The 26,316-nt window shown below is 51.1% G+C and carries 27 protein-coding genes; 13 read left to right on the forward strand and 14 right to left on the reverse strand.

The window, feature by feature from the left end; translation table 11 throughout:
- Position 1: 1 nt before the first annotated feature.
- From J6I44_RS05235 to J6I44_RS05275, 10 genes are all read left to right on the forward strand, one after another.
- The gene (locus J6I44_RS05235) at positions 2-2,422 is read left to right on the forward strand and encodes a heavy metal translocating P-type ATPase (protein ID WP_265764948.1); all 2,421 of its coding nucleotides are present in this window, start codon (positions 2-4) and stop codon (positions 2,420-2,422) included.
- Between the two features lie 57 nt (positions 2,423-2,479).
- On the forward strand, positions 2,480-3,049 hold the full coding sequence (locus tag J6I44_RS05240; RefSeq protein ID WP_265764949.1) for a DUF7482 domain-containing protein: 570 nt from the start codon (positions 2,480-2,482) through the stop codon (positions 3,047-3,049).
- A 70-nt stretch (positions 3,050-3,119) separates the two neighbouring features.
- Positions 3,120-3,536, forward strand: coding sequence for a hypothetical protein (locus tag J6I44_RS05245; protein WP_265764950.1), 417 nt, complete (start codon positions 3,120-3,122; stop codon positions 3,534-3,536).
- Between the two features lie 25 nt (positions 3,537-3,561).
- Positions 3,562-4,431, forward strand: coding sequence for a hypothetical protein (locus J6I44_RS05250; RefSeq protein WP_265764952.1), 870 nt, complete (start codon positions 3,562-3,564; stop codon positions 4,429-4,431).
- 23 nt (positions 4,432-4,454) lie between these two features.
- Positions 4,455-4,952 carry a heavy-metal-associated domain-containing protein gene (locus J6I44_RS05255; protein WP_265764953.1) on the forward strand — a complete coding sequence of 166 codons (498 nt, stop codon included), beginning with the start codon at positions 4,455-4,457 and terminating at the stop codon, positions 4,950-4,952.
- 27 nt (positions 4,953-4,979) lie between these two features.
- The gene (locus J6I44_RS05260; RefSeq protein ID WP_265764955.1) at positions 4,980-5,441 is read left to right on the forward strand and encodes a MerR family transcriptional regulator; all 462 of its coding nucleotides are present in this window, start codon (positions 4,980-4,982) and stop codon (positions 5,439-5,441) included.
- 115 nt (positions 5,442-5,556) lie between these two features.
- Positions 5,557-5,937, forward strand: a complete 381-nt coding sequence (locus J6I44_RS05265; RefSeq protein ID WP_265764957.1) for an ArsR/SmtB family transcription factor — start codon at positions 5,557-5,559, stop codon at positions 5,935-5,937.
- Complete coding sequence (gene merTP / locus J6I44_RS05270; RefSeq protein WP_265764958.1) at positions 5,934-6,551, forward strand: mercuric transport protein MerTP; 618 nt, start codon at positions 5,934-5,936, stop codon at positions 6,549-6,551. Before J6I44_RS05265 ends, merTP begins: the two co-directional genes overlap by 4 nt.
- Before the next feature lie 3 nt (positions 6,552-6,554).
- A complete protein-coding gene (locus tag J6I44_RS20610; protein WP_286670475.1) occupies positions 6,555-6,764 on the forward strand; it encodes a GDCCVxC domain-containing (seleno)protein in 210 nt (69 codons plus the stop codon).
- A gap of 1 nt (position 6,765) precedes the next feature.
- Complete coding sequence (locus J6I44_RS05275) at positions 6,766-8,115, forward strand: dihydrolipoyl dehydrogenase family protein (protein WP_265764959.1); 1,350 nt, start codon at positions 6,766-6,768, stop codon at positions 8,113-8,115.
- Here J6I44_RS05275 and J6I44_RS05280 read toward each other — a convergent pair.
- Positions 8,112-8,468, reverse strand: coding sequence for an ArsR/SmtB family transcription factor (locus tag J6I44_RS05280; protein WP_265764960.1), 357 nt, complete (start codon positions 8,466-8,468; stop codon positions 8,112-8,114). The genes J6I44_RS05275 and J6I44_RS05280 overlap by 4 nt on opposite strands.
- Positions 8,469-8,531: 63 nt before the next feature.
- On the opposite strand from J6I44_RS05280, the gene J6I44_RS05285 reads away from it, so the two are divergent.
- A complete protein-coding gene (locus J6I44_RS05285; protein WP_265765249.1) occupies positions 8,532-8,864 on the forward strand; it encodes a YnfA family protein in 333 nt (110 codons plus the stop codon).
- Between the two features lie 94 nt (positions 8,865-8,958).
- Positions 8,959-9,396 carry a DUF6789 family protein gene (locus J6I44_RS05290; protein WP_265764961.1) on the forward strand — a complete coding sequence of 146 codons (438 nt, stop codon included), beginning with the start codon at positions 8,959-8,961 and terminating at the stop codon, positions 9,394-9,396.
- 324 nt (positions 9,397-9,720) lie between these two features.
- Here J6I44_RS05290 and J6I44_RS05295 read toward each other — a convergent pair whose 3' ends face one another.
- The 3 genes from J6I44_RS05295 to J6I44_RS05305 all read right to left on the reverse strand — a co-directional run bounded on the left by J6I44_RS05295 (position 9,721) and on the right by J6I44_RS05305 (position 14,884).
- Positions 9,721-11,616 (reverse strand): FTR1 family protein, encoded by a 1,896-nt coding sequence (locus tag J6I44_RS05295; RefSeq protein ID WP_265764962.1) that lies wholly within the window; start codon positions 11,614-11,616, stop codon positions 9,721-9,723.
- Positions 11,617-11,817: 201 nt separating this feature from the next.
- A complete protein-coding gene (locus tag J6I44_RS05300; protein ID WP_265764963.1) occupies positions 11,818-14,511 on the reverse strand; it encodes a heavy metal translocating P-type ATPase in 2,694 nt (897 codons plus the stop codon).
- Positions 14,504-14,884, reverse strand: coding sequence for a SpoIIAA family protein (locus tag J6I44_RS05305; RefSeq protein WP_265764964.1), 381 nt, complete (start codon positions 14,882-14,884; stop codon positions 14,504-14,506). Before J6I44_RS05305 ends, J6I44_RS05300 begins: the two co-directional genes overlap by 8 nt.
- Positions 14,885-15,124: 240 nt before the next feature.
- On the opposite strand from J6I44_RS05305, the gene J6I44_RS05310 reads away from it, so the two are divergent.
- Positions 15,125-15,757, forward strand: a complete 633-nt coding sequence (locus J6I44_RS05310; protein WP_265764965.1) for a rhomboid family intramembrane serine protease — start codon at positions 15,125-15,127, stop codon at positions 15,755-15,757.
- 25 nt (positions 15,758-15,782) lie between these two features.
- Here J6I44_RS05310 and J6I44_RS05315 read toward each other — a convergent pair whose 3' ends face one another.
- The 10 genes from J6I44_RS05315 to J6I44_RS05360 form a co-directional block, all read right to left on the reverse strand.
- A complete protein-coding gene (locus tag J6I44_RS05315; RefSeq protein ID WP_265764966.1) occupies positions 15,783-16,145 on the reverse strand; it encodes a hypothetical protein in 363 nt (120 codons plus the stop codon).
- Between the two features lie 24 nt (positions 16,146-16,169).
- Positions 16,170-16,604, reverse strand: coding sequence for a hypothetical protein (locus tag J6I44_RS05320; protein ID WP_265764967.1), 435 nt, complete (start codon positions 16,602-16,604; stop codon positions 16,170-16,172).
- 57 nt (positions 16,605-16,661) lie between these two features.
- Complete coding sequence (gene nhaA / locus J6I44_RS05325) at positions 16,662-18,017, reverse strand: Na+/H+ antiporter NhaA (protein ID WP_265764968.1); 1,356 nt, start codon at positions 18,015-18,017, stop codon at positions 16,662-16,664.
- 244 nt (positions 18,018-18,261) lie between these two features.
- Positions 18,262-18,798 carry a helix-turn-helix domain-containing protein gene (locus J6I44_RS05330; RefSeq protein WP_265764969.1) on the reverse strand — a complete coding sequence of 179 codons (537 nt, stop codon included), beginning with the start codon at positions 18,796-18,798 and terminating at the stop codon, positions 18,262-18,264.
- Positions 18,799-18,915: 117 nt separating this feature from the next.
- Entirely contained in the window at positions 18,916-19,473 is a 558-nt protein-coding gene (locus tag J6I44_RS05335; RefSeq protein WP_265764970.1) for a plastocyanin/azurin family copper-binding protein, read from the reverse strand.
- 44 nt (positions 19,474-19,517) lie between these two features.
- Positions 19,518-19,763: a hypothetical protein gene (locus tag J6I44_RS05340; protein ID WP_265764971.1), complete on the reverse strand. Its 246-nt coding sequence runs from the start codon at positions 19,761-19,763 to the stop codon at positions 19,518-19,520.
- Positions 19,764-19,957: 194 nt separating this feature from the next.
- Positions 19,958-20,275, reverse strand: coding sequence for a P-II family nitrogen regulator (locus J6I44_RS05345; RefSeq protein WP_142715505.1), 318 nt, complete (start codon positions 20,273-20,275; stop codon positions 19,958-19,960).
- A 53-nt stretch (positions 20,276-20,328) separates the two neighbouring features.
- Positions 20,329-23,433 (reverse strand): efflux RND transporter permease subunit, encoded by a 3,105-nt coding sequence (locus J6I44_RS05350; protein WP_265764972.1) that lies wholly within the window; start codon positions 23,431-23,433, stop codon positions 20,329-20,331.
- A gap of 65 nt (positions 23,434-23,498) precedes the next feature.
- The gene (locus J6I44_RS05355; protein WP_265764973.1) at positions 23,499-24,806 is read right to left on the reverse strand and encodes an efflux RND transporter periplasmic adaptor subunit; all 1,308 of its coding nucleotides are present in this window, start codon (positions 24,804-24,806) and stop codon (positions 23,499-23,501) included.
- A gap of 21 nt (positions 24,807-24,827) precedes the next feature.
- Positions 24,828-26,198, reverse strand: a complete 1,371-nt coding sequence (locus tag J6I44_RS05360; RefSeq protein WP_265764974.1) for a TolC family protein — start codon at positions 26,196-26,198, stop codon at positions 24,828-24,830.
- Between the last annotated feature and the right edge of the window lie 118 nt (positions 26,199-26,316).

The following is a 26,316-nucleotide window of genomic DNA, read 5'->3' on the forward strand; positions in this document are numbered from 1 at the left end:
TATGCAAACACTTCAACTCCATATTGGCGGCATGGCTTGTTCGTTTTGTGCCCAGAGTATCGACAAAGCCATCGGGCAGCGGGAAGGTGTTAAAAAAGTGAATGTAAGCCTGGCTCACGAGCAAGTACTGATTGAGTATGATTCGGGCGATATCAAAGAACCGAACCTGAAGCAGATCCTGCTTGACTTAGGCTACACCATCCGCGACCCGGACAAGGTCAAAGCCTTCCAGGAACAACAGCAGGAGCTGAAAACCCACCGGAACCGCCTGCTTGTCGCCTTCGGGCTCACCCTGGCCGCACTTGTTATCATGATCATGATGTGGTCGGGGGTTATGGCCTGGTGGCACCCTTGGGCAACATTTGTTTTGGCCTTGGCTACCATGTTCGGTCCGGGCTGGTATATTAAGAAGAAGGCCTGGCAGTCGCTGCGCCGGGGGATCCTCAACCAGCACAACCTGTTGGAATTCGGGGCTTTTTCCGGTCTGATCGGCGGCATTGCCGGTCTGTATAACCCCGCCTTTCCGGCTACCGAGTTTTTCGGCGTATCGGTGTTTATCACTACCTATCATATCCTGTCCGGTTGGTCGGCCAATAAAGTCCGTGCCCGTGCTTCGGAGTCGGTACGCAAACTGCTGGACTTGCAGCCGGATACGGCCCGCCGGGTCGATGAAGACGGCAATGAGCGGGAGGTGGAGATCGATCAGTTAGACATCGGCGACCAAGTACGTATCCGCCCCGGCGAAAATATTCCTGTCGATGGGGAGATTCTTGAAGGCCGCTCCGGGGTGGACGAAAGCATCGTAACGGGCGAATCGATTCCGATGGAAAAAGGCGGAGGCGATACCATTGTAGGCGGATCCATCAACCAGACCGGGACCTTACTGGTACAAGTGACGGCTCTGGGTGATGATTCTTTTCTTAACCAGATTGCTCGTCATATTGAAGAGGCCCGCGCCATGAAACCGGGCATCATCCAGCTGGTGGACCGCGTGCTCAAGTACTACGTGCCGGGGGTTGTCGGTTTTGCGATTGTTTCCATACTTATGTGGACGCTGGGCCTCTGGCTGATAACTGGCCAAACCAACCTGCCCCGCGGCATCTTTGCCATGCTGGATGTCTTTGTGCTGGGCTATCCCTGTGCCCTCGGCATGGCTACGCCGCTGGCGATGATTCGCGGCGGAGGCATGGCCGCCGACCGGGGCATCCTGATGCGCTCGGGGGAAGCCTTCCAAATCATGAAAGACATCGACACGGTAGTGCTGGACAAAACGGGTACCCTTACCATTGGGGAACCCAAGGTCGTAGACGTACTTACTACCGAACAGACCCGTCAAAATGACTTTCTCAGGCTAGCCGGAGCTGCCGAGCAGCATTCCGAACACCCGCTGGCCCAGGCCGTAGTGAACTATGCCAAGAATGAAGGTGAATCATTACCTGAAGCCGAGGAGTTTGACTCAACAACCGGTAAAGGAATACGGGCCGATATTGAAGGACAAACCGTGATTTTGGGAAGCCTGGAATATTTGGAACAGCAGAGTGTGGAGATTCCAGCTGATACCTCGTGGATCTCTGATCATGAGGATCAGGGGCACACGGTCATCGCCATGGCTACCGGTGGCCGCCTGTCCGGCCTCTTTGCCCTGGCCGATACGCTTAAAGCGGATGCCAACGAGACCGTCGGCCGCCTGAAAGATCAGGACAGGAACCTTGTTTTGCTCACCGGCGACAATGAACGCACCGCCCGCGCCATTGCCGAGCAGGTGGGAATCGAGCAGATCGAAGCCAGAGTACAACCCGACCAAAAAGCCGAACGCATCCGCGATATTCAAGAGCAGGACAAGCGCGTGGCGATGGTCGGCGACGGCATCAACGACGCCCCGGCGCTCACCCAGGCCGATGTAGGTATGGCTATTGGCACGGGCACCGACATTGCTATCGAATCAGCAGATGTGATCCTGATGGGAGAAAGGTTGTACGCCCTGGTCGAAGCCTTTGAAATCGGGGGAAACTCTTTCCGGAAAACCAAACAGAATCTGCTCCTGGCCTTCAGCTTCAACGGCATCGGGGTGCCTCTGGCTACGACCGGATTGCTCTATCCGGTCTGGGCCATGATTGCCATGGTGGCCAGCGTAACGGCGGTGCTGGCTAACTCATTCTGGGGGCGCTTGATTTCCAAAGCATCGAAATACAGAGAAGAGCAAAAAGAGCAGCAACAAACGATTACCTACCGCGTCCCCAATATGCACTGCGAGCATTGCGTGGAGACCATTAACAAAACACTCACCCAGCGTTTTGAGAATATTAAGATACAAACAGATTTGGAACAGCATGAGGTGACCGTTGCATTTACCAATGGCAACGTAAATGATTCCAGCCTGCGCGAGGCGCTGGTGGAAATCGGTTTTAAACCGGAAAAATAGCAATTATTCGTTTAAGATCTGTCAGGTCTTGATAAAGGAAAAAATCACTACAATAGCATGAAATTTTTCTCAGTAATATTTTCGATAATTTTATTGTCAGCTTTTACAGCTTGCGAGCAGGAATTTGTCAAGGACTGGGACGGCCAGCCGCAGGATATGACCGCGGCCATGGGCGTAGTACCCGATTCCCTCCAAAATATGAGCCTGGCGCCCCTGGTGAAAGGCTACTATAACGGGGGCGATCTCTATTTTATCCATACAGAGGCATCCGACTCTTCGGTAGCCAATATGCTGACCGAGATGATGGGACCAAAGGTCGTCTATATGCCCAAACTGGCAAAGATCCCTGACTCCCTGCTGGCTGATATCTATGTTTTTAAAAACGGCATCGAGGGCCACGGGCCGTTCGGCTATCAGCCCGATATCTTTGGCTCTGTACCTGGAGATCCAGGCTACAGCCCGCTGCGCTCGATCCATCTGGTTAGGTGGAACGAGGAGGCCGACCCGCACGAACTTAAAACGGTTGCTATCGTAAAACAGGCCGAAAGTGATGGGAAACTGGCCATTGAGGAAGCCGGTATTGTCGTGAATATGCCGGTACTGGTCTGGCCCGGCGGACACCGGTAAATTACCGCTTGACTCTGGGGTATGGTACAGGCCTTATATTACCTGAAAGAACAGAAAACAGTAATTCAATATGGAATCCACAGAAACCACTAAACCCAACAATCAAAGCTGGAAGCAGAAAGCCTCGAGCTTCTTTGCCCTGTTTACCTCTACCGGCACATTAATATGCTGTGCCCTGCCCGCGGCCGTTGCTGCTTTTGCCGGAGGTGCCGCCGTGACCTCCATGATTTCCACCTTCCCGTGGATGGTTCCGTTATCGGCGAATAAAGGATGGATTTTTCTGGGATCCGGGATTATGCTGCTTATAAGTGGCATTCTGGTGTACCGCCCAAAAGGTAAAGTGGCCTGCAGCATCACCGGAGGTAAAGGATGCGAGGTGGCTGGCCGATTTACCAAAGTTATGTTTTGGTCTTCGGTCATCATTTATAGCACCGGAGCTTTTTTTGCTTACGCACTGGTTCCAATTATGAGGTTGCTGGGAATATAACCATCTATTTAGTCAGCCAAACACTATGAGTACTCGTTATCCAAAGATCGCTATCAGATTACTATTACTTATCATTAGTGTCGGACTATCACAAGTAGTTGTCAGTAATTCCTATGCCCAAGGGGGGCACGGTCCGGTATTTACGCTGGCTACCCCCACCCTCGGACAGGGTGAACTCAGTTTTGATGTGATGGCGATGTCCACCCGTCAAGGCAACTCGGCATGGATGCTTCGCCAGAACTGGCATTACGGGCTGACCGAAGATATACAACTCAACGTGTCGGTCCCCACCCCTCTGCAGAGAATTGCCAATCCTCCCCAGGGCCGACTTGGAACCATGATGGGAAGCTACGGGGACCTGGAGGTCTCTGGGCTGTTTCGCTTATTTAAAACCTATCCGGGAGTCGGACAACGGTTTGAATCGACCCTGTTGCTGAGTGGATCAGTTCCAACCGAAGACAAGCGAGGCGGTCTTCATGTAGGCCCAAGTCTGCACGGCGGACTCGTAACCGGCTACGCTTCGCGGACCTTCTACGGATGGGCCGGGGGCGGTTTTCAGTATTACACCGAGCAGCACAACGACCGGCTGGGCGATATTGCGTATGTCACCGGCGTGATTGGTTACCGGCCGCCCCTATTTCAACACGATTACCCCAAGCCCGACTGGCGCATCTTTGTGGAAAGCGTCACCGAATGGGTAGGAAATAGCACACGGAATGGTGCTGAACAGGCTAATACAGGTGGCACAAAATCGTTGCTCGGTCCCAGCGTATTGGGATTATACGGGAAGTGGGGACTGTCCGGAGGCATGTTATTCCCGGTCTATTCAAGTTTTCAATCTGGGCAAGACTCCGAATCGTATCGACTGAACTTTGTACTGTCATATTGGTTTTAACTATAAAAACGTGAGGTTTTATTATGAAGAATTACATCGTATTATTTTTAATCGGTCTTTTCTTGATTCCGCTGCAGGGTCAGGCCCAACTGCTGGAAGTCAACCAAACGGTCTTTGGCATGGACTGTGCCCCCTGTGCTTATGGGCTGGAAAAACGCATCAACCAGATTGCCGGTGTTCAATCGGCATCCGTAAGCCTTAATGAAGGGCTGTTGACGGCAACCCTGAGCAAAGAGAATCAGCTAACGCTCCAGCGTATTCGCAAAGCCGTGGAAGAAAGTGGGTTTAAAGCCAAGGAAGCGAACATCACGGTAACCGGAACGGTGACTAAGAATGAATCAGGCAGCCTTGTTTTGGAAACAGGAGCAGGAGAACGGTTCATATTGGAAGCTGAAAATGAACGCAAACTTGAGGATATTTCAAATACCAAAGGCTCTCTGACCATCACCGGTAAAGCGGAAACAAGTGACGGGGCCGGGACTAAGCTGTGGGTAGCGAGCATTAATAACCCAAAAGCTTAATTCTCTTTCATCCCAACAGATTTTGGTATGATGAGAGAAGATATGGACAAAAAATATGAAGGTATCGTCACGTTTAAGATTGGCCAGGTAGCCACTCGGGCCCGGGTTAACAAAGAGACCGTGCGCTACTACGAAAAGCGGGGCCTCATCCCCGCCCCAGACCGCCGCCGTTCCGGCTACCGAATCTTCACCCAGCGGCATATTGATCAAATTAAGTTCATCAAACGGGCCCAGGAGCTTGGTTTTACCCTTAGTGAAATCCAGGAACTGCTGGAGTTGCGTTTGGGGAAGGACACGACTTGCTCGGAAGTAAAAAGCGAAGCCCGGAGAAAATACCAGGATGTCGTAGGAAAGATTAAGGACTTGCAACGAATCAGGGATACGCTCCTTGATCTGATCGATTCCTGTGCTGGAGAAGGTTCCAAGGGAGACTGTCCTATTCTCGGTGCCCTGGAAGGCGATACAGAAGCCGGGAAAGAATTAAGGTAACCAACGTTAGGCGTGGATAGAGGTAGAGTCGTTTAAATTTAAGCATTTAATTAAATAATATAATTATTATATTTTCGTTGTACCCACACATTAGATAACAAAGAACCTAAGTGATATGCGCAAAAAAGAATGTATTCGTGAGGTTGCCGATCTCAATCAGATCAACCGATGTATTGAGTCCTTGAACGAAGTAGAAGGGTCTGTTGACCGACTGGTAGATATTTTGAAGCTGGCGGCCAATGACGTCCGCCTGAACATCCTTTACCTGCTCAGCAAGGAGGATGAGCTTTGCCCCTGCGATCTGAGTGATATTCTGGATATGAGTGTACCGGCTGTCTCCCAACACCTGCGCAAACTCAAAGACGGAGGACTCGTGGAAACAGAAAGGGACGGCCAAACGATCTTTTATTCCCTCAATCCGCTATTTAATGAGATTCTCTCACCAAATTTTGATCACATTAACGACAACAATCTCCTGGAGGTGCTGGCCGCATGAACAAGCAGCAACATAACAACGCTGACACCAAATGGATGGGGGCCGGTATGATCGCTGCTTTTACCGCCTCCCTGTGCTGTATTACCCCGGTTATTGCATTTGTGGCAGGTATCGGTGGCGTGGCTTCCACCTTCTCCTGGATAGAGCCCTTCCGCCCCTACCTGGTGGGGCTAACGGCGCTGCTGCTGGGTTTTGCCTGGCACCAAAAACTCAAGCCGCAATGGGATCCGGAGTGCGCCTGTGAGGAAGACCCCTCGTTCTGGAATACTAAGGGGTTTCTGGGCATCGTAACCGTGCTGGCCGCCCTGCTACTGTCCTTCCCTTACTACTCGGATGCCTTTTTCCCGAAGCAGCAGAAACAGGTCGTGTACGTGCAGGAAAGCCAAGTGCAAACCATCACCTGGGATATTAAAGGGATGACCTGCGCGGGATGTGAAGCTACTGTTAAAAATGCAGCGCGTGGTGTACATGGCGTCCTTGAAGCGGATGCGTCCTATGATACCGGTAAGGCAACCATCAAGTTTGACCAGAGCAAGACCACCCGGGAAGCCATTACAGCTGCTATCAATAAAACCGGATTTACCGTCATTAATCATGTAGAACCAACCAATTAAGGTATGTCGACAATTTCTAAACCATCTACGATCACGTGTCCCAAGTGCGGACATCGGTCGGAAGAGGAAATGCCAACCGATTCCTGCCAGTTTTTTTGGGAGTGTCCGTCCTGTGGAGAAGTTTTAAAAGCTCAAAAAGGTGACTGCTGTGTGTTCTGTTCATACGGAGATACCCCATGTCCACCTATTCAAGAAAATAACTCCTGTTGCTGATATGGCTAAACAATTTGATCTTATCGTCATCGGAACCGGATCAGGCGGATCGACGGCTGCCGGAAAATGCGCTAAAGCAGGCTGGGAGGTGGCACAGATTGACTCCCGGCCCTTTGGCGGCACCTGTGCCCTGCGCGGCTGCGACCCCAAGAAAGTGCTGGTCGGGGCCGCCGAACTAATTGACTGGAACCGACGCATGAACCGTACCGGCGTCCCCACGGATACTCACATAGATTGGCAGCAGTTAATGCAGTTCAAAGAGTCTTTTACCCAGCCGGTACCCGAACACCGGGAAAAGGGCATGCATAAGGTTGGTATTACTCCTATCCACGGACGGGCATCATTTGTTGACGAAGGAACCATCGAAGTAAATGGCGAAATACTGAAAGCCAATAACTTTTTAATTGCTGCCGGGGCTAAACCTGCGCCGCTGCCTATTGACGGGTTTGAACATCTTACGACCAGCACCGAGTTTCTGGAGCTGGAGGAGCTTCCGGGGACCATCGTATTCGTTGGTGGTGGGTTCATCTCGTTTGAATTTGCCCATATTGCAACGCGAGCCGGAAGCAAGGTCCATATTGTGCATCGCGGAGAGCGTCCGCTGGAGGGCTTTGACGGCGACTTGGTGGATATTTTGTTAGAAAAAACAGAAAAACTGGGTATTTCGGCGCATCTCGGAGCCGAAGTACAATCTGTACAAAAGGATGGACAGGATTTTACCGTTAAAGCTTCCCAAAATGGGAAGACCCGGTCCATTTCCGGGGATCTCGTGATCCATGGTGCGGGACGCGTACCCGATATTGACGATATGGATCTGGAGAAAGGAAATGTGGAACGAGGCAAGCGGGGAATCACAGTTAACGAGTACCTGCAAAGTCCCAGCAATCCCAACGTGTATGCGGCCGGAGATGCCGCCGACACTGATGGGCTGCCCCTAACTCCTGTGGCCGGTTTTGAATCTCATATTGTGGCTTCCAATCTGCTGGAAGGAAATAACAAAAAAGCAGAATATCCGGCCCAGCCCACGGTGGTCTTTACCGTCCCGTCCCTGGCAATGGTTGGGTTGACTGAACGTCAAGCCAGGGATGAGGGATATGACATAGAGGTTACCTTCAAGAAAACAGACGAATGGTATTCCTACCAGCGAACGAATGAATCGCCCGCTGCTTTTAAAACCATCATCAACAACGAAAACGGCCAAATGTTAGGGGCGCACGTGCTGGGCAGCAAATCCGAGGAAATCATCAACCTGTTTGCCATGGCCATAAACCAGAACCTGAGAGCAACAGCATTGAAAAAGATGGTCTATGGGTATCCGTCCCATGCCTCCGACATCCCGTATATGGTTTAACCTACGTTATCGACCATCCACTGCCGGGTCTGCCGGTCAATAGAAATCTCAAAAAAATCTTTGAGCTCTTCCAAACGATCCGGGTTCACCTGCAGCGCAACTTTCCGTCCGGTTTTAATCTTTTCTACCAATCCGGCATGTCGCAGTTCTTTTAGATGAAGAGAGAGTGAGGATTTGGAGATACCGAGATCTTCTTTTAGTTCGCCAAAATCACAGGTCGGCTCTTCCAGGCAGCATTCTTCCTCCGCATTTACCGTACAGCACGTATGAACGCGGCGAATTAGCCGCTTGAGAATCGCAAGTCGTTTGGGATGTCCTAACGCTTTAAACGTTACATCGAGAGATTGGCTCATAGCAGTAAATTCATTAACCTTCCCCAAGAGTTTAACAGTTTTAAATTACTTAACCAATCTGACATGGTCTATCTGAAATCTATCTTCTACTTTATTCTCGCAGGGTTGCTTGAAATTGGGGGTGGCTATCTGGTTTGGATCTGGCTCAGAGACAGCAAAAGCTGGGTGTACGGGCTTTCCGGTATGGTCGTGCTGGCCTTATACGGTTTTATTCCTACGCTGCAACCGGCCCATTTTGGCCGGGTATATGCCGCTTATGGGGGCGTTTTTATTGTGCTGTCCCTGTTGTGGGGCTGGAAAGTGGACGGGATCCAACCAGACAAATATGATCTCATTGGCGCCATGCTTGCTTTGATCGGGGTAGCTGTTATGATGTACTGGCCGCGAAGCGGTTAGCCGTGTTCCTTTTGACGTTAGGAAAAGAGTTGAATAGACAACAGATAATCTATATGTTTAATTGTTTTAAAATATATAAACAATTAATTCTGCTATGTCTTCTTTGCTTACGAACACATATACCAAGAAAGGATTATGGTATGGCCTGCTCGGAACGCTTTTTATGTCGATCATCATGCTCATTGGAATGGGGTCCGGCATAAGCCCGATTCCCGAGCCCATTCCCGCGGCCATCGCCAAGGGACTGCTGGGCAACGTGCCTCAACCTGTGATTATGGGTTTTGCTATCATTACCCACTTTGGATACGGAGCATTCTGGGGAGCGGTTCTGTTCAACTGGATGAAGACCCAGGGAAATATGTGGTACGGTATCGGATGGGGCGTGATGCTTTGGCTCATCATGGAACTGGTTGTATTACCGCTGCTTGGTTGGGGCGCCTTTGGCTCGGCCATCACCTCAAAAATAGCGGTAGCCACCCTGGTGCTGCATCTGATCTACGGGGGTACCCTTGGATGGGGATTACAGAAATAAATTCGTCTGTTTATATGCTAAAAAGGAAGTCCAAGAATCTGTAATTCGTTCTAATGGTTTTACGCGTTGAGCCGTGCTCCTCTCGTTGATCCCAGCCGCGGGGGAATAAATCACCTCTTTTGTGACTCGCATGATGTTGCTATTACGCCCCCCCCCTTAGCACAACCCATGGTATAGATCAACTTTATATAACCGCTCCCTATGTGACCAATCGAGCCTGTTTGCCAAGGGGTTTTAATGCTCCAAAGGCACCGTCCCCTGCCCCCTCATTCAAGAGAACAGATAGGATACATTATATCTTACGACAAGATTTTGTCCCATCCGTTATGCACTTTGTAGCTGTCGTGCCAGATGATTGCTGTAGTACCACAGTCCCCCGATAATAGTTAGTACCGCAACCTGTGCCAGTATCGTCGGCCAGGTGGTATACAGCCCCAGCGCGGGAATATTCCAGTTAACCGGCAGGCTCCCAATTTCGATGTATCCGGCCTCCTGCAGACTTCGCACGCCCTTGCCAATCAGGATAACCGCCAGTACGGCCAGCATGAGCGATGAATATCGGAACAGCTGGCGGACGGGGATATTTCGGGTCACCCGGTTAAAGACATACCCGATGCCGGTGATAAGCATCGCTACCGCAATGAGTGCCAGATATATACCTGCATTGCCCCCGGCTGATTTAAGACTGATCGAAGACAAGAAAATAATTGATTCAAACGCTTCTCGGAAGACCACAATAAACGAAAGTAGCGCCAGCCCCCACATGCTCTCTCTGCTTGCCAGGCCCTGCACCCGCTCTTTGATAAAGCGCGTCCACTGTGTCGCGTGGGTTTTGCTATGCATCCAGAAACCAATATAAATCAGCATCGCCACGGCTACCCCCGCACCGATCGCTTCCATCAGCTCCCGCTGGAGGGAACTGAATCCAATAAGCGACTGGACAACGAACCAGCCGCCCATTCCAACTAAAAGGGCAACAATCCACCCGCCGTGCACGTATTTGGCCGTTCGACCAGCCCCGACGGACCGCAACACGCCCAGTATCACCATGATAATCAGAAAGGCTTCCAGCCCCTCGCGCAACAGAATGGACGCGGCCAGCAAAAAGTTCACCCAGAACGAATATTCTTGATTATCCAACAGGTTCTGAGCCTCTTGGATGGCCAGGGTGGCCGACTGGATTTTCGTTGCCACCTCCTGCTCGTCCACACGATTCTGAATGGCGGAGCGCACCGCCAGCATTTTAGTTTCTACTTGTTTCACCAGCTCCGGATTGGCCGCGTGAATCTGGCTTTCCTCCGGTTCCACCCCATCCAAATAAGCGTCAAGCGCGTACCGGCGGGCTTGTGAATAGTTCCTGTTCAGATACGCTTGCTGCGAATTTTCCAGCAGAGCCAGGGCTTTGGCCAAGGTACTGCTGGATGATGATGGATCTCCTGTCAAGCCTCGGACCACTGGCATGCCTTGTTCGGCATCAATATTTTTTGATCTGAACAGTTCTTTCCACTGCTGGTTCGTATAGAGAGAAACCGAGCGTAGGGTGGCGGTGTCGGCCAGAGTTTGCATGATGGTGGTTTGAATCGAATCGGGCACCTCTCTTTTATAGTTCAATGCGTTGATATAAAAGGCGACATCCCATACCTGCTGGTCGCTGAGCTCCGAGAATGCCCGCATGGCTGTTCCGTCCAGCCCCAGTCGAATCGTGTTATACGCCTGCAACGGGGACATATTATCGGCGTTGGCTGACTCCTGAAAATTGGTTGGCGGAGGATTTAACCCGGCCGCCAGCGGCCCGTCGCCCAACCCTGCGGCACCATGGCAGCTTTGACAGCGTTTTTCAAAAATTTGTTTGCCGTTCCCCCAATCGGGCCACTGTTTGGGGGTGACCTTCACCAACCCGAGTTTGAGTATGGCCTCGCGAATGCCGCTTGTTAAGTGCCTAACTTTCTCCGCAGGGGCTTTTTCGGTAATTACTTTCTGCAGCTTAGCAATATTATTACCCAGAGTAGTAAACGACGGTTGGTCAATTTCTTTCCCGAGATCGGTGTGGAGATCGGCCACTTGCCTGCTGAAATTCACCATCTCATTATATTCAAACTCACTGATGATCTCCCCGTCCTGCACCGCACGCGGGTAATCTTTCCCGATATAATCGAGCAGATTAATAAAGGTGCGAACTTTCTGTTTGGGCACATCTGCATTCGGATGGGAAAAACTCACTGTTACACGTAAAACAAACAAAATGCACAGCAGAGATAGTGACGTCTTCATGGGGGGCATACACTGTTATTTATAATGAGTCTAAACATAGGTAATTGACAGCAAAAATAGAAGCCTATGGTCATACCCTGCAGGGCCGGGCAAATAATTTCCTGTACTTTATCTTTTCCTTCTTCATCAACAACATAGAATTACCCAATTCTATCCTTTGTACCCCAGCAGTCGCAGCGCATTGAAGACCACTACCACCGTTGATCCTTCATGGCCAATAACCGCCCATCCCATGCTTAGCCCGAGAATCGTAGCTGGTACAAGCAGCGCCACCATACCCAGACTGATCCATAGGTTCTGTTTGATGATCGATTTGGTTTTGCGGCTCAGTCCGATAGCGAACGGCAGCACAGAAATCTTGTCGGCCATCAGGGCCACATCGGCCGTTTCCAATGCCACATCAGAGCCCGCGGCCCCCATGGCAATACCTACCGTACTGTTGGCCATCGCCGGAGCGTCGTTGACCCCGTCCCCGACCATCGCCACATGGCCTTCTCCTTCCCGCAGTTGTTTGACCGCCTCCACTTTGTCTTCCGGCAGCAGATTACCCTTGGGATCGTCGATACCGATTTCCTTGGCTACAGCATCGGCTACCCGCTGGTTGTCGCCGGTAAGCATAATCAGGTGAGTCAGCCCCATACTGCGCAGTTTTTGAATGACCTCCTTAGCATCCTCCCTCGGGGTATCCATCAGCCCCAAAATACCCAGGTAGCGGTCACCGGTTCGCACCACCATGGTGGTTTTGCCTGCCCCCTCCAGCTCTTCTACCTGTTGTTTGAGGTTATCAGACAATTTTATGCCCTCGGCTTCTTCAAATAATTCCAAATTGCCAATGTGGACCAGCGAGCCGTTCATTTTGGCCTTGACGCCCCGGCCGGTAATGGATTCCAGATCCTCGGCCTCCGGCAGCCCAGCGCCATGTAGTTTCTCTTTACCGTCACGGACCACCGCCCCGGCCAGCGGGTGATCGCTGAGATTTTCGACAGCCACGGCAGTTTTTACCAGTTCATTTTCGTCAATGCCATCAAAAGTGATCACATCGGTAAGTCTTGGTTCGCCCTCGGTGAGCGTTCCCGTCTTGTCAAAGGCCAGCGCCTTAAGGATGCCGAGGTTCTCCAGCGGTCGCCCCCCCTTGATGAGTACTCCGCTGCGTGCCGCACGACCTACGCCACTGAGTACCGCGCTGGGAGTAGAAATCGCCAGCGCACAGGGACTGGCTGCAACCAGCACCGCCATCGCGCGGTAAAAACTGGCCGAGAACGGTTCATTGACTACCAGAAAGGCAAAGTTCAATACGACCACCAGCATGAGTACGGCCGGGACAAAATAGGTTTCAAATTTATCGGTAAACTGCTGGGTGGGTGACTTCTGGGCTTCGGCTTCGTTCACCAGCTTGATGAGCCGCGAGAGCGTAGAGTCTTTGGACAGTTTGGTCACCTTCACCTCCAAGCTGCCGTTGCCGTTAATAGTGCCGGCAAACACGCGGTATTTATCATCAATAGAGTCAGCGTCTTGGTCCACCGCCTCGGGATCCTCATACTCCATCTTATCTACGGGCACACTTTCTCCGGTGATGGGCGCTTGGTTCACGCTGCTTTGGCCGTTAATGACCACCCCATCGGCCGAAATTTTGCTGTTCGGTTTAATCACAATCACCTCTCCGACCTGCAGGTCTTCTACCGGTACTTCTTCGGTGGTTCCGTCTGTTTTTCGAAGGGCGGTTTTCGGTGCTAATTCCGCCAGTCCCTTGATGGCCTCGCGGGCCCGCCCCATGGCATAGTGTTCCAGGGAGTGGCCGAGGCTGAATAAGAAAAGCAGCAGGGCCCCTTCCGTCCATTCGCCGAGGATGGCTGCTCCGATGGCCGCTATCAGCATCAGGAAGTCAATCTCAAAATTCCCGGCCTTCACTTCGGTGTAGGCCTCTTGGACCAGGTAGTAACTGCCAAAAAAGTAGGACCCTACATACAGGACCAAAGATACCCAGCCGGGGACCCCGCCGGCAAAGGAGAGCCCAAAGCCGACCGCGAGCAGCCCCCCGCAGATCAGCGAAAAGATCAGCTCCGTTTTGTCCCCGATGATACCGCCGTGGTCGTGGGCATGGGCGTGTTCTTCCTCATCGTCATGAGCGTGATCATTGCCGTGGCCATCATCTTCGTGACTATGCTCGTGATCGCCTTCATCCGTATCGCCGGATTTATCTTTTTCATGCTGTTGGGCATCGGTGTGTTGAGGGACATCAGGACTTTCAGGATGTTCTTGTTTTTGTTCTTCAAGCAGGGATTGGTTATCGGTATGGCGCTGGTCCGGGGCTATTTTCAGGCCGGCTGATTCATCATCGATGGTCGAATCAAGCTCATTTTGGGGGCCCGGGGGATACGGATGCCCATCTGAGGAGCTGTTGGAAAGCTGTTTGATTGTCAACCCCATTCCTTCGATCGATTCCAACAGGCTATGGTCATTTACCATCTGCCTATTGTATTCCAATCGTATCCAGCCGGTAGCCCCGGCATAGGCACTGACGGTCCCCTCTAACTTTTGCAGCCGCCGTGTGATCGCGCGGGCATGACGGGGATGACGGATACCCCGGACTTCCAGCAGCAGGTGCCCAAAAGTATCCTGAAGCTGAGCGCCCGCCTGGCGGGCTATATTTTTTATATGCCGAAGAGAAATTATCTCGGGATTAAAGTGGATGCATACCAGTGAATCTTCTTCCTCCCTTTTTATATGTACCCGGTGTATTCCTTCCCGGCCCTCAAGTGTTGTGATGAGACGGGAGACACACTTGTCTTCCACATCTGGAATCTCCGGTAGTAGCACGGGCAGGTTAATCGTTAATTTATTCATCCGTTCCCTCATGTGATTTACGAATCCAATTCCATGCGCTTCCCGCATGATCGAGGGAAAAGAATTGTAATTCTTCGTTGAACAAGGGATTCAACAGCTGCGTGCTCCATTGTTGCCACTTTTCCTCCCCTACGATGGCAATCCGGTCAAACGAACCGATATATTCGGCATCCAGCCGAAGATCTTTCCAGAAGGTGGCCGCATCATCCCAGCCCTTAAAGTCCTCCATGATCATAATTAAATGGGGATCCTCCGTCCTATCAACTTGGTTTTTTAACACAGGCACAAGATCATTCAAATCGCCTTCCGTTAGTTTATCGGTTACCCGCAATGCCAAAACACCGTTTTGCAACTCATTATTAACTATAAGCATAGGTATTATACCATTCATTACAATTACTTCACTATTAGTATATACCTTTGAGAACCAGAAGACTTGCAGGGTTATGTAAAAATCGTGCAGAATTATGAGGAAATGGGGATAAACCCCTGGTTTGCACCCATGTGTTACTCGTAATCCGTACCTTACGTAATCCAAACTGGCTCAGGCTGATCCCCTATGAGCTGTTTTTTTGTGTGAAAAGGATGTCCATTAAACCTAATTTTTTAACTTTTGACCGATTCAAATAATCGATATAGTCCCGGCACGCAATTTGCTGTTTTCCCGCCGGCCGTCAAGCATCTTCTGATTATAAACGGGGTCTTCTTTTTAGCCCTGAACACGCCGGTTATCGGCGAGCTGCTGTTTGCCTACGGAGCATTATGGCCCGTTGGCTCCGGACAGTTTGAGATCTGGCAACCCGTTAGCTACATGTTTCTGCACGCTGGGTTAGGTCATATCTTTTTTAACCTGTTTGCGCTGTGGATGTTTGGCCAGGCCATCGAAAACTATTGGGGGACCAACCGGTTTACTATTTATTATTTTGCAACGGGCATCGGAGCGGCCCTTATTCAGCTCTTGGTCGTCTCTTCCGGCACCCCCACGGTGGGCGCTTCGGGGGCGGTTTATGGGATCCTGCTGGCCTTTGGCATGATGTTCCCAGACCGCTATATTATACTGCTCATTCTACCCATTCCGATTAAAGCGAAATACTTTGTCGCTATTTTCGGGGTAATTGAACTGGTAAGCGGCCTTACGCGCACTTATTCGAACGTGGCCAACTTTGCCCACCTCGGCGGGATGGTGTTTGGTTATATCTTAATTAAGATATGGGGACTGAAGGGAGAGAATCATCATTCAATCTGAGAAAACTGAAGACATTTCGGGTTTCTCAGGCTATCCCCGTCGCCACATAGGTTGCACCAAAATAGTATTCCTTCATTTCGGATCGAGGAAAATGGTTTTCAACAGAACACCAGGGCGATCGCTTGGTATGGTCAGGCCTGACGCCATAGGGTTTTAAAAGGGCAATCATTCCACGCACCAGCCACTCTGGCCACTGCCCGGGCTTTTTCAATTCAAAAATGGACATACGTTTCCCCGGCGTCAGGTTAAGATTTTCCATCGCTGCTTTCCGATAGGCCCTCACCCGAAATCCCAACAGGGAAAACCCCCAGAGCGAAGCGTCATATACCGCAGCCCACCGGTTGTATATGGCTTTGATTTCTTCCGCAGATAGCATGCATGGTTTCATAGAACTATGGGATATTAAAAATATTTAGATAACAAAATCCATCTGGTCAATCAGCTCTATTAAGGTCGCTTCTTGCGTAATATATTTATTAAACTCTAAAAAGATCCATCCGGTGGGAATCACGAACACATTCATAACGCCCTTAAAATTATTGAGAAGAGTCGTTACGGCCTGCCGGTGGTTCCGGTCTCGCACTGCCCGCATTTTAATCCACAGATGGCCAAAGGTATCATCCAGTTTACCAGCCGTCTGGGTTGCGATATGTTTTATTTGGCTTGCCGAAATGATGTCTTCATCAAAGTAAATACAAAGTTCTGGACCCGGTTCTTCTGTATCCAGTCGCACCTGCTTAATTCCATTTCTTTTTTCGAGACTGCCCTTTAAACGATCAATGCACTGATCCTCGGCATTGGCCACCTGATGCAGTACATCGCTGATGTCAAGCACTAATGTATTCATATAATTTGATGGTTTTACAATGTTTGAAGCCAGTTTAAAAATGAACTGTTACCCAGGTTATGCTTCCGTTTGCACCTGCTTCTGCTCCGATAAATCAAACGGTTCCTGTCCTTCGGCTTCGAAATCTGGGCGACGGCTGAGTACAAGGTAACCCAACAGGCCGCTGACCAGTGAACCGATAAGAATGCCGATTTTTGCAAACTCCAGTAAGATAGGATCAGTAAAAGACAAGCCGGCAATAAACAGCGCCATGGTAAATCCGATTCCGGCCAGCAGGGCCACCCCGTACACTACCTTCCAGGTTTCCTTGTTAGCAGGCAATCCGGAGAAGCCCAGCGTGGTAAGCAGCCAAGTAGCTCCGAAAATACCAACCTGTTTTCCAATGAATAATCCAATCGCTATGCCCCAGGTGAGAGGTGATATTAAGGCCTGGCTCATTACGTTAGGGTCAAAAATCACCCCGGCATTGGCAAAAGCAAACAGCGGCATAATCACAAAATAGACGGCGGTATGCAGTTTATGCTCCAGCCGGTGCAACGGCGATTGCGCATGCTGTACGGTCTCATCCATATGGTGCAGGGCCTGTTCCCTGGTCGCCGGCAGGTCCTCATCGGCTGCTTGTTTAAAAAGATCAAAGCCTTCTTGGGCATATTCTTTTAACTGGTCCAGGCTCCAGCCCCGAGTGGCCGGTAGGGCGAATCCCAGCAGGACCCCGGCTACCGTGGAGTGGACCCCGGATTTAAGCACCGCAACCCACATGATCCCCCCTACCAAAAGATAGGGCGCCAGGTTATTGACGCTTTTATAGTTAAATAGCAATAAAACCAGCAGGCATAGACTGGCAACGACCAGCGCCGCCATGCTTATCTGTTCGGTGTAAAAGAAGGCGATCACCAGCACGGCAATCAGGTCATCCACAACCGCAACTGCCGTGACAAACACTTTAGCCCACACCGGCACCCGGGATCCCAGCACTGCCAATACGCCGATAACAAAGGCAATATCGGTAGCCATGGGAATAGCCCAGCCGTTCATAAGGTCCGTTCCGCCGTTGAATCCCCAAAAAATAAGAGCCGGTAGTGCTGCCCCGCTAAAAGCCGCTACAACCGGTAGCAAGGCCGATTGAAAGGTCGAGAGCTCTCCATATTTGAGCTCCCGTTTAATTTCCAGCCCAACCAGCAGGAAAAAGATGGCCATTAACCCGTCATTAATCCATTCATGGATGGAGTGTTCAATCACCAGCGAAGAAAAGCCGATGGTAAACTCTAACTCCAACAGGTGCTCATACCATTTATTAAGTGGGCTATTGGCAATGACAAGGGCTGCTACCGTGGCCAGCAGGAGCATCAGGCCGGCCGCGGAATCTTTTTTAAAAAAATGAAGAACAGAGGTATAACGTTTTGAACTTTGCACGGTTCCTAATTATTATTAATGGCCATTTTGAATCATTAAAAAGCACCGCCGCGGTCATACAGCGGTGCTCACCAGGGTGTACGCTTAGGGATTATGATGAAATGTTTGGGAGTAATCGTATGAGTGCACCATTTCATCAAAGCGTATTGGGTATAAGGCTATGGTGCGATAGCCTCTGCTGGTAAGTTGTTGATTATGTGATGGTAACTCTTGCATTTTTATGATCTTCTTGTGCATTATTTTGTTATATCCGGTCGATGGAGATACGCTTATTTTCTTTGATGTCTCTGAAATGCGATGGGGTTAGCCCGGTTTCTTTTTTAAACTGCCGGGAAAAATGCTGCTGGCTGCTGTAGTCTAACCGATAAGCAATTTCTGCCATGGTTTGCTCCCCATAGACAATGAGCTCCTTGGCCCGTTCAATCTTTTGAAGGATGTAAAATCGTTCAATAGATTTTCCCTCTACATCGGAAAACAACCGGCTGAGGTGCTGGTACTCTTTATGAAGTCGATCAGATAGATACTGTGATAACGTGGTATCCAATCGCTTACCATGGTGTATGAGGCCTATAATTAGATGTTTGATTTGTTCGACTAGCTGGCTGCTTCGATCGCTCACAATTTCAAAGCCATTTTGGTGGACAACCTCCCATAATTCAGTGAGCTCCTCCTCATCAATCGGCCGGGCGAATTCTATCCGCCCCAGTTCAATATGTTTGATTGGAAACCCAGCGTCCACCAACTTCGCCTCGAGCACTTCCCCGCAATGTTTGCACACCATATTTTTTATGTGAAAATAGCTATCATTCATCATTGTCAGCTTAGGATATAGTATAATGAGGCAGGCGTTGTCCAGAGCCACCTCAAAATGGTCGGGTTATGATGCTGTACTACCGGATTACTGAACAACGAGTTTCCCTTTCATACCTGCTGCAAAGTGGCCGGGAAACGTACACAGGTAATTATAGTCGCCGGTTTTCTCCGGGACGGTAACCGTGACCTCAACCGTCTCTCCCCCGCCGGCAAGCCCGGTATGGGCAATGACATCATCGGTTCGGCCTTCGGGAATGTACTCATTACTTTTTGCTTTCATTGCTTCTTTTGTGAAGCTGGCCGGATCAATCCCCAGCTTCAGCAGCACCCAGTTATGACCCATGGCCGTGGCGGGAAGGTCGCTCACGGTCGTGAGGCGAATACGCAGCTTCTCCCCGGGCGTGGCCTCAATAGTCTGAAGCAGCAGATAGGAATCGCCGCCGGAGGTTTTGATGGTTTCAGCCGTTCCCAGCAGCTTCCCTTCTTCCTTCACCACATATTTCATCTGGTCCACACCAATAATATCAATGGTTCTTATCTCCTGGGTTTGTGCTTGTGTCTCCTGTGATTGAGGTTGTTGCTCTCCGCCGCCGCACCCAGCCAGAAAAGCTAGTAGGGGCAGCATGTAGGTCAATAAATGCATAATGACGATGATTTGAGGTTAGTATTGAAGATTAAGGTAATGTGTTAGTTCTTTCGTACTATCTGTCCTTGCGGGGTAATGGTTTCCCCGGGCCCCGGCGGGCGCTTAGGAAATCGGGTAATCGAAACATCCGGATCCCGATCCGCCGGCACATAATGGGCATGCGATCCTTTGGATACTTTGGTGTAAGGCTTGGGGTTAAAGGCGCCCAGCGCATCGGCCATGGCAACCCCCGCCAGAATCAGCATTACAACGACAACTACATATTTAAGTTTGTTTTTGGAAGCCATAGCAGTTTCTTCTAATCTGATATTATTTCATAGCGTACTGATAAAGCTACCGCTGTGGTCAGGCAGGGGCAGCCCGCAGGATAGTGATGGAGGTTACGCAGGAATAGTTGCAGCATCATCACCGATCCTGGGTTTGAGTAAAAAAAGACTGCCGCCACCGTCAGGTGGCGACAACCCGGGGTTGGCTGGACTACCTAACGGATGATCTCCTCATCCGTTTCCCCTGTTCGAATGCGGACGCCTTGTTCGACATTTGAGACAAAGATTTTTCCATCACCATGGTTTCCGGTTCGTCCCTTTTCAGTAATAACGGTGATTATTTCATCCACGCGGCGGGCAGGTACTACGGTCTCCAGCTTAATGCGCTGGACCAGCTGGGCCGGGCCTTCTTTAGGGTGTCCCCAGCCGCGTACGTCGCTTAGGGTTATACCGGGTGCATCCGGAAGGTTTTCAATCGCATCGATAACATAGTCAATCATGTTGGTTCGGATAAACGCTTTAATTTCTTTCATAATAATATATGGTTAATCCCTCAGACCGTTTGGCAGCCCGAGGGAATTTAGGATTACAGTTCTGCGTGGGTGACCGGCTCGGCAAACCACTTGTAGATGGTTGGCAGCACTACCAGCGTAAGCAGCGTGGACGTAAATAATCCACCGACCACAACTGCGGCCAACGGGCGTTGCACATTAGAGCCAATATCGTTAGCCAGCAGCAACGGGAGCAGGCCGAGCCCGGTGGTTAGGGCGGTCATAAGTACCGGGCGCAGCCTGAGCAGGGACGCCTGCACCACCGATTTCCCCATCTCCATGCCCTCCTCTCGGAGTTGATTAATGTAGCTGACGAGCACCAGTCCATTGAGCACGGCAATCCCGAAAATGGCAATAAATCCTACAGCCGCGGGGACAGAGAGATATAGCCCGGAAACCCAAAGGGCAAAGATCCCCCCGATGGTCGCAAAGGGAATATTCAGGAAAATAAGCACCGCATAGCGCCAGCTGCCAAAGGTCGAGAACAGCATGAAGAAAATAAGGCCCAGGGTAATAGGCACGACGACCATCAGCCGGCTCATGGCCCGCTGCTGGTTTTCAAACTGCCCGCCGTATTCGGTGAAATAGCCCGCCGGCAGGTCCACCTGCGCTTCTACTTTCCGGCGGATCTCACTAACCACGCTGCCCATGTCGCGGCCCCGGACGTTTAGCTGCACGTAGGTTCGGCGGCTGGCTTTGTTCCGGGAGATCTGCTTGGGGCCCGTAAAGACTTCGACATCAGCAATTTGGGAAAGCGGGACCAGTGCGCCTTCGGCTGTCCGTATGGGAAGCTCGCGAAGCTGATTGATCTGGCTGCGCTGGCCCTCGTGCAGGCGCACAAAGATGTCAAAGCGGCGAATGCCTTCGAACACCTGCCCGGCTACCGAACCCCCGATACCTGTCTCAACAGTGTTTAAGAATTCATCGATGCTGATGCCCAGCCGTGCCAGCTGCTCGCGGTCGGGGCGAACCAAAATTTGGGGCTTCCCGCCCTGCTGTTGGGCGCGAACGTCTACCGCCCCTTCCACGTTTTCGGCGACAGCCGCAATTTCCTGTGCTTTCCGGGCCAGCGTATCCAGATCGTCCCCGTACAGGCTGGCCACCACCTGGGCCCGAACGCCGCTGAGAAGCTCATCGGTGCGGAGCTGAATGGGCTGGGAAAAGTTGGAAGCCACCCCCGGCAGATCCTCAGTTAACTTTTGGGCCATAGCCGACTGCAATTCTTCGTAGTCGCGGCCTGCGTCCCACTGATCCAGCGGCTTAAGATCGACCACATTAAAGATCACGTTCACCGGTTCGGGATCCCCCCCGACTTCCGCGCGACCAACCCGCGAGTAGACGCCTTCCACTTCCGGAAAGGTCTGCATGGATTCCTGCAGGCGTTTGGCATACTCTTGGGTCGTCGGCAGGTTGGCACCCGGCGGCAGCACCGACCGCACCGCAAAGGTCCCTTCCCGCAAGGTCGGCTGAAATTCGGTGCCCAAAAACGGAAACATAGCCATGCTTGCGGCAAACAACACCAGCGCCGCCCCAAACACCATTTTAGGATATTTGGTGCTTTTTTCAATCAGCGGACGGCTTGCTCCCTTCACCTTGCGCACCAGCCATGGCTCTTTGTCCATCCCTTTCTCCGGCAAAATATAGCTGGAGATAATAGGAATATAGGTCAGGGCCAGAAAGATCGCTCCGGCCAATGCAAAGGTGATGGTATAGGCCAGGGGCTTAAACATTTTGCCTTCCACGCCCTCCAGGGAAAAGAGCGGCAGGAACACGATGATGATAATACTGGTGGCAAATACAACCGGTCGAATGACCTCACGGGCCGCCTCCCCTACGATACGCATTAGGGAAACATTCTCCCCTTTGCGCTCTTCCAGCAGCCGGTAGGTGTTTTCCACGATCACCGTGGCACTATCCCCGATCATACCAATGCTGATGGCAAGGCCTCCCAGACTCATTAAGTTCGCCGAAATTCCCATCAGATTCATTCCAATAAAGGCAATGAGAAAGGCAATGGGCACGGTTGAGATGATAATGAGCGTGGATCGCACATCGCCCATAAAAAAGAACAGCACCACCAATACTAAGATAGCCCCGATATACAGTGCATTGGTGACCGTTCCCACGGCTTTGTCCACCAGTTCTCCCTGCGAGTAAAAAGGCTTCATGATCATGCCTTCCGGCAGGGCCTTATTAATGGCATCGATCTTTTGATCCACCTGGCCCAATAGATCTTGGGTATTCGTTCCAATCAGTTTTAATACGAAGGCCCCGACTGATTCTTCGCCATTGGCGATCAGCGACCCTCGTTTAATTTCCGATCCGAAAGCAACATCAGCCAGATCTTTCACGTACACGGGAGTACCCTCTTGGTTGGCGACCACAATATTGCGAATATCCTCGATGCCTTGCTCATGTTGGTTAATCCAGCCATAGCCGCGTACCAAATATTCTTCTCCGCCTCGTTCTATAAAGGAAGCCCCAACATTCCGGTTGTTGGTATTGATAGCTTGCTCCAGATCTTTGAGCGTCAGACCGCGAGAGACCAAGGCATTCATATCGGCATTGACCTGGAACTGCCGGACATCACCGCCCAGCGAAAGCACGCCGGTGACCCCGGGCACGGTCCGTAGTTGCGGCTTTACGATCCAGTCTTGGGCCGTCCGACGTTCCATCAGGGAGTTTTCGGCACCTTTTTTATTTTTCATTTCATACATCATCACTGTGCCGAGCCCGGTGGTGATAGGGCCAAGCTGAGGGTTGCCAAGGCCTTTCGGGATCTCATTTCGGGCCTTGGCAAGCCGCTCCATGACCAGGCGGCGGGCGAAGTAGATATCGGTGTCCTCCTCGAAATAAACGTTGACGCGCGAGAGCCCAAAAATGGACGTACTTTGCACGCGATCCAGTTTCGGAAGCCCATACATCGAAATCTCAATGGGATAGCTAATTTGGGTCTCCACATCCACGGGGGAAAGTCCGGGGCTGGAGGTATATACCTGGACTAAAGGAGGCGATACATCCGGGAAAGAATCAATGGGGACATCCTGAAAGGAAAAATAGCCATAGACCCCTACGGCAGCAACCATCAAAAAGATGGTTAACCTGTTTTTTAGTACACGATCGATAATCTGTTCAAGCATAATTCAACAACTTTTAAAATTCATTAACAATTGCAACGTAAGCAGCTGGTAATCAGGCATTGCTTCTAATGCCCGTGCGAGGCGCTGCGGGTTTGGGCAGTAAGCGCTGATTTTAAGTCAAAAGCCCCGGCCGTTACGGCCTTATCTCCCGGTTGGAGCCCGGCAATAATTTCCACCAGGCCCTCATTTTCTGCTCCCAGTCGTACCGCTACCGGCCGGAAACTGCCCGCTTCTCTGCCGGGCACAAACACCCTGGATTCGCCCTCAATGGTTTGTACGGCGTCCACCGGTATCATGGCAAGGCTGCGCTCCCGGCCGGTCTGGATGCGAGCCGTTCCGAACATACCGGCCCGAAGTTGCCGGTCCGTATTTTTTAAGTTGGCCCGAACGGGCATGGTCCGGGTGTCTTCTTCGAGGGCGTAGGAAATCCAGTCTACCGTTCCCTCAAATATTTCATTGGGGATGCTCCGAACAGCAATGTTCACGGTTTGTCCGGGCTCGATATACCGGATGTCTTGTTCATAGGCATCAATCATGACCCACATTTGGGACAGGTTCGCAACATGAACCGGCGTTTCACTGGAGCTCACCGTCTGGCCCGGCGAAAGGTTACGCTCCTGGATGACGCCATCGATAGGGCTGGTGATATAAAATTGAGAGAGCGGTTGGTCACTTCCGGCTTCAATCTGTTGGATATCGGTCGCAGTGAGTCCGTACAGTCGAAGTGCTTCGGCCGTGGCATTTAATTCCGCCTGTGCTTCCTGAAACGACGCTTCTGCTTCCAGCAGTTCCGCCTGGCTGGAAATCTGCTGCTCATACAGGGATTGTTCGCGCTCATAACGGGCCTGCTCGGACTTAAGCCGTGCTTTCAGGCGGAGATATTCGGCCTTGGTCTTGCCGAGCTCTACGCTGCTCATTAATGCAACCGGTTCCTCGCGGGTTACCTGCTCACCCAGATCTTTAAGCACCTTGACAACCTTGGCCTCAAGACGAGGACCTACTTTGGCTATGTTATCCAGATCGTAGCTAATATTGGCGGGGCGTGCAATAGTCGAGGCCGCGCTTCCGGAGTCCAGGGTTTCTACATTGATCCCGAGGTTTTGGCGTTGCTGCTCGGTTAAGTGCACTTCGCCGGTATAACCTCCTCCCTCCTGGTACTGATCACCGGATTCAGGGCTATGCTGCTGCTCTGTAGAATGGTCGCCGGATTCCCCGGCATGTTGCCCGCCTTCTTCACTACTATGTTGTTTTTGCTGCTGGGCGGATTGCGTATTAGAATTTCCATTTTCATTACTATTTAAACCACAACCGGTTATGATTCCTCCGGCTATAAAAATTCCTGCAATGGCTATATATATAACTGATTTCTTCATGATGGGTAATGCGTTAAATCATTAATTGGATGGTATGTCAGAAAGAGGGGTACCGATCAGGCGCTCGACCTCGGCTATAGCCCGATTATATTCAGCCAATGCTTGAATATATCGAGTACGGCTGGTAAAAAGCGTGCGCTGGGCATCCAGCACCTCCAGATAATCAAATTTCCCTTGCTTATAACCGGCCTGTATGCCCTCAAAAGCGGATTGTGCGCCCGGTAATACTTGGTTCTGTAATTGTTTCACTTCGTGGTAAGAAGCTTGCAGCCGGTTATAAGCCTCTTGTAAGGCCCTGGTTACTTCCGTAACCGCCGCCTGCCGCTGTGATCGGCCGCGATTGATTTGATATTTGGCCGCTTTAATATCGCCTTGGTTGCGATCGAAAAGGGGAAGCGGTATGGAAATTCCCACCACTGCAGCTTCGGCGCCTACATCTTCAAAATGCTTATAACCGCCGCTAATGGTAGGATCGGGAATGCCTTGGGCCCGTTCCAGGGAAAGCTTCGACTCGCGTTGCTGCATCTCGGTAGCCCAGCGCGCAACGTCCGGGTTGCGCTGTATGTACTGCACCAGCGAGGGGTAGGCCGGTAAAGAATCGGTTTGGGCCAGCGTACCGGCCAGTTCCTTGAATACAGGCTGCTTGCTCCCCCAAAAGGAGGATAGGTTACTGCGGGCGGCCTTAAAACGGTTTAATGCATTTTCAAGGTCAATGCGGGCCCGCGAGAGTTCCACTTCTGCTCTTGTCTTTGCAATGGGTGAAACCTTGCCGACTTCGACCTGAGATGAAATAGAATCAAATAGCTTTTGAGCTACCTCTACTAATTCCTGTTGCTGATGCCACTGTTGCTGGGCTTCTAACGCCGAAATATACGCTTGGGTAACGCCGGTGAGCACGTCCAGGCGCTGAGTCTCATAATCCCAGCCCGCCAATTGTTGGTTGTAGCCCGCCAGGCGTTTTCGTTTAAGCCGATCGGCGCCCAGCAAGATCTTTTGGCCCAGCCGAATGGTGATTTCGCGGTTATCCAATCCTTCAAACTGTCCGGAGCCACCAAAGTTCTCCATTTCCGCTTCCAAACGGGGATTGGGTAGCAGTGACGCCTGCAAGCGCTCGGCTTCCCTCGCGCGCACCTGCCAACCGTAGCTTTGCAGCCGGGGATTTTCGAGCACGGCTTTGGAGAGCGCATCCGGAAAGGTCAGCGTATCTGATATCTGTATGGTTGCTGCCGTATCCTGCGGCTCCACGTTTTTGTTCAGGGCGGGAGATTGTCCGTAGTTTTTGTCTCCCAAGGTACTTTCCGAGGGTGGTTCAATAAGGGTCTGTTCGCTGGCGCATCCGGCAGCAAGTACAAGCATGCCGAGGACCAACACAGTTTTTAAAAATAGTTTCATATATTCCAACCAATTTTTTGCTGTTATAAAGGGGCAAGCAGTACCGGCAGGATATAGTTATTCCTTACCGGATTACCTTACTTGCAATGAAGAAGTGATATAAAAAGGGCTGGAACTA

It is taken from the genome of Fodinibius salsisoli (assembly GCF_026229185.1).
GTDB classification, from domain to species: Bacteria; Bacteroidota; Rhodothermia; order Balneolales; family Balneolaceae; genus Fodinibius; species Fodinibius salsisoli.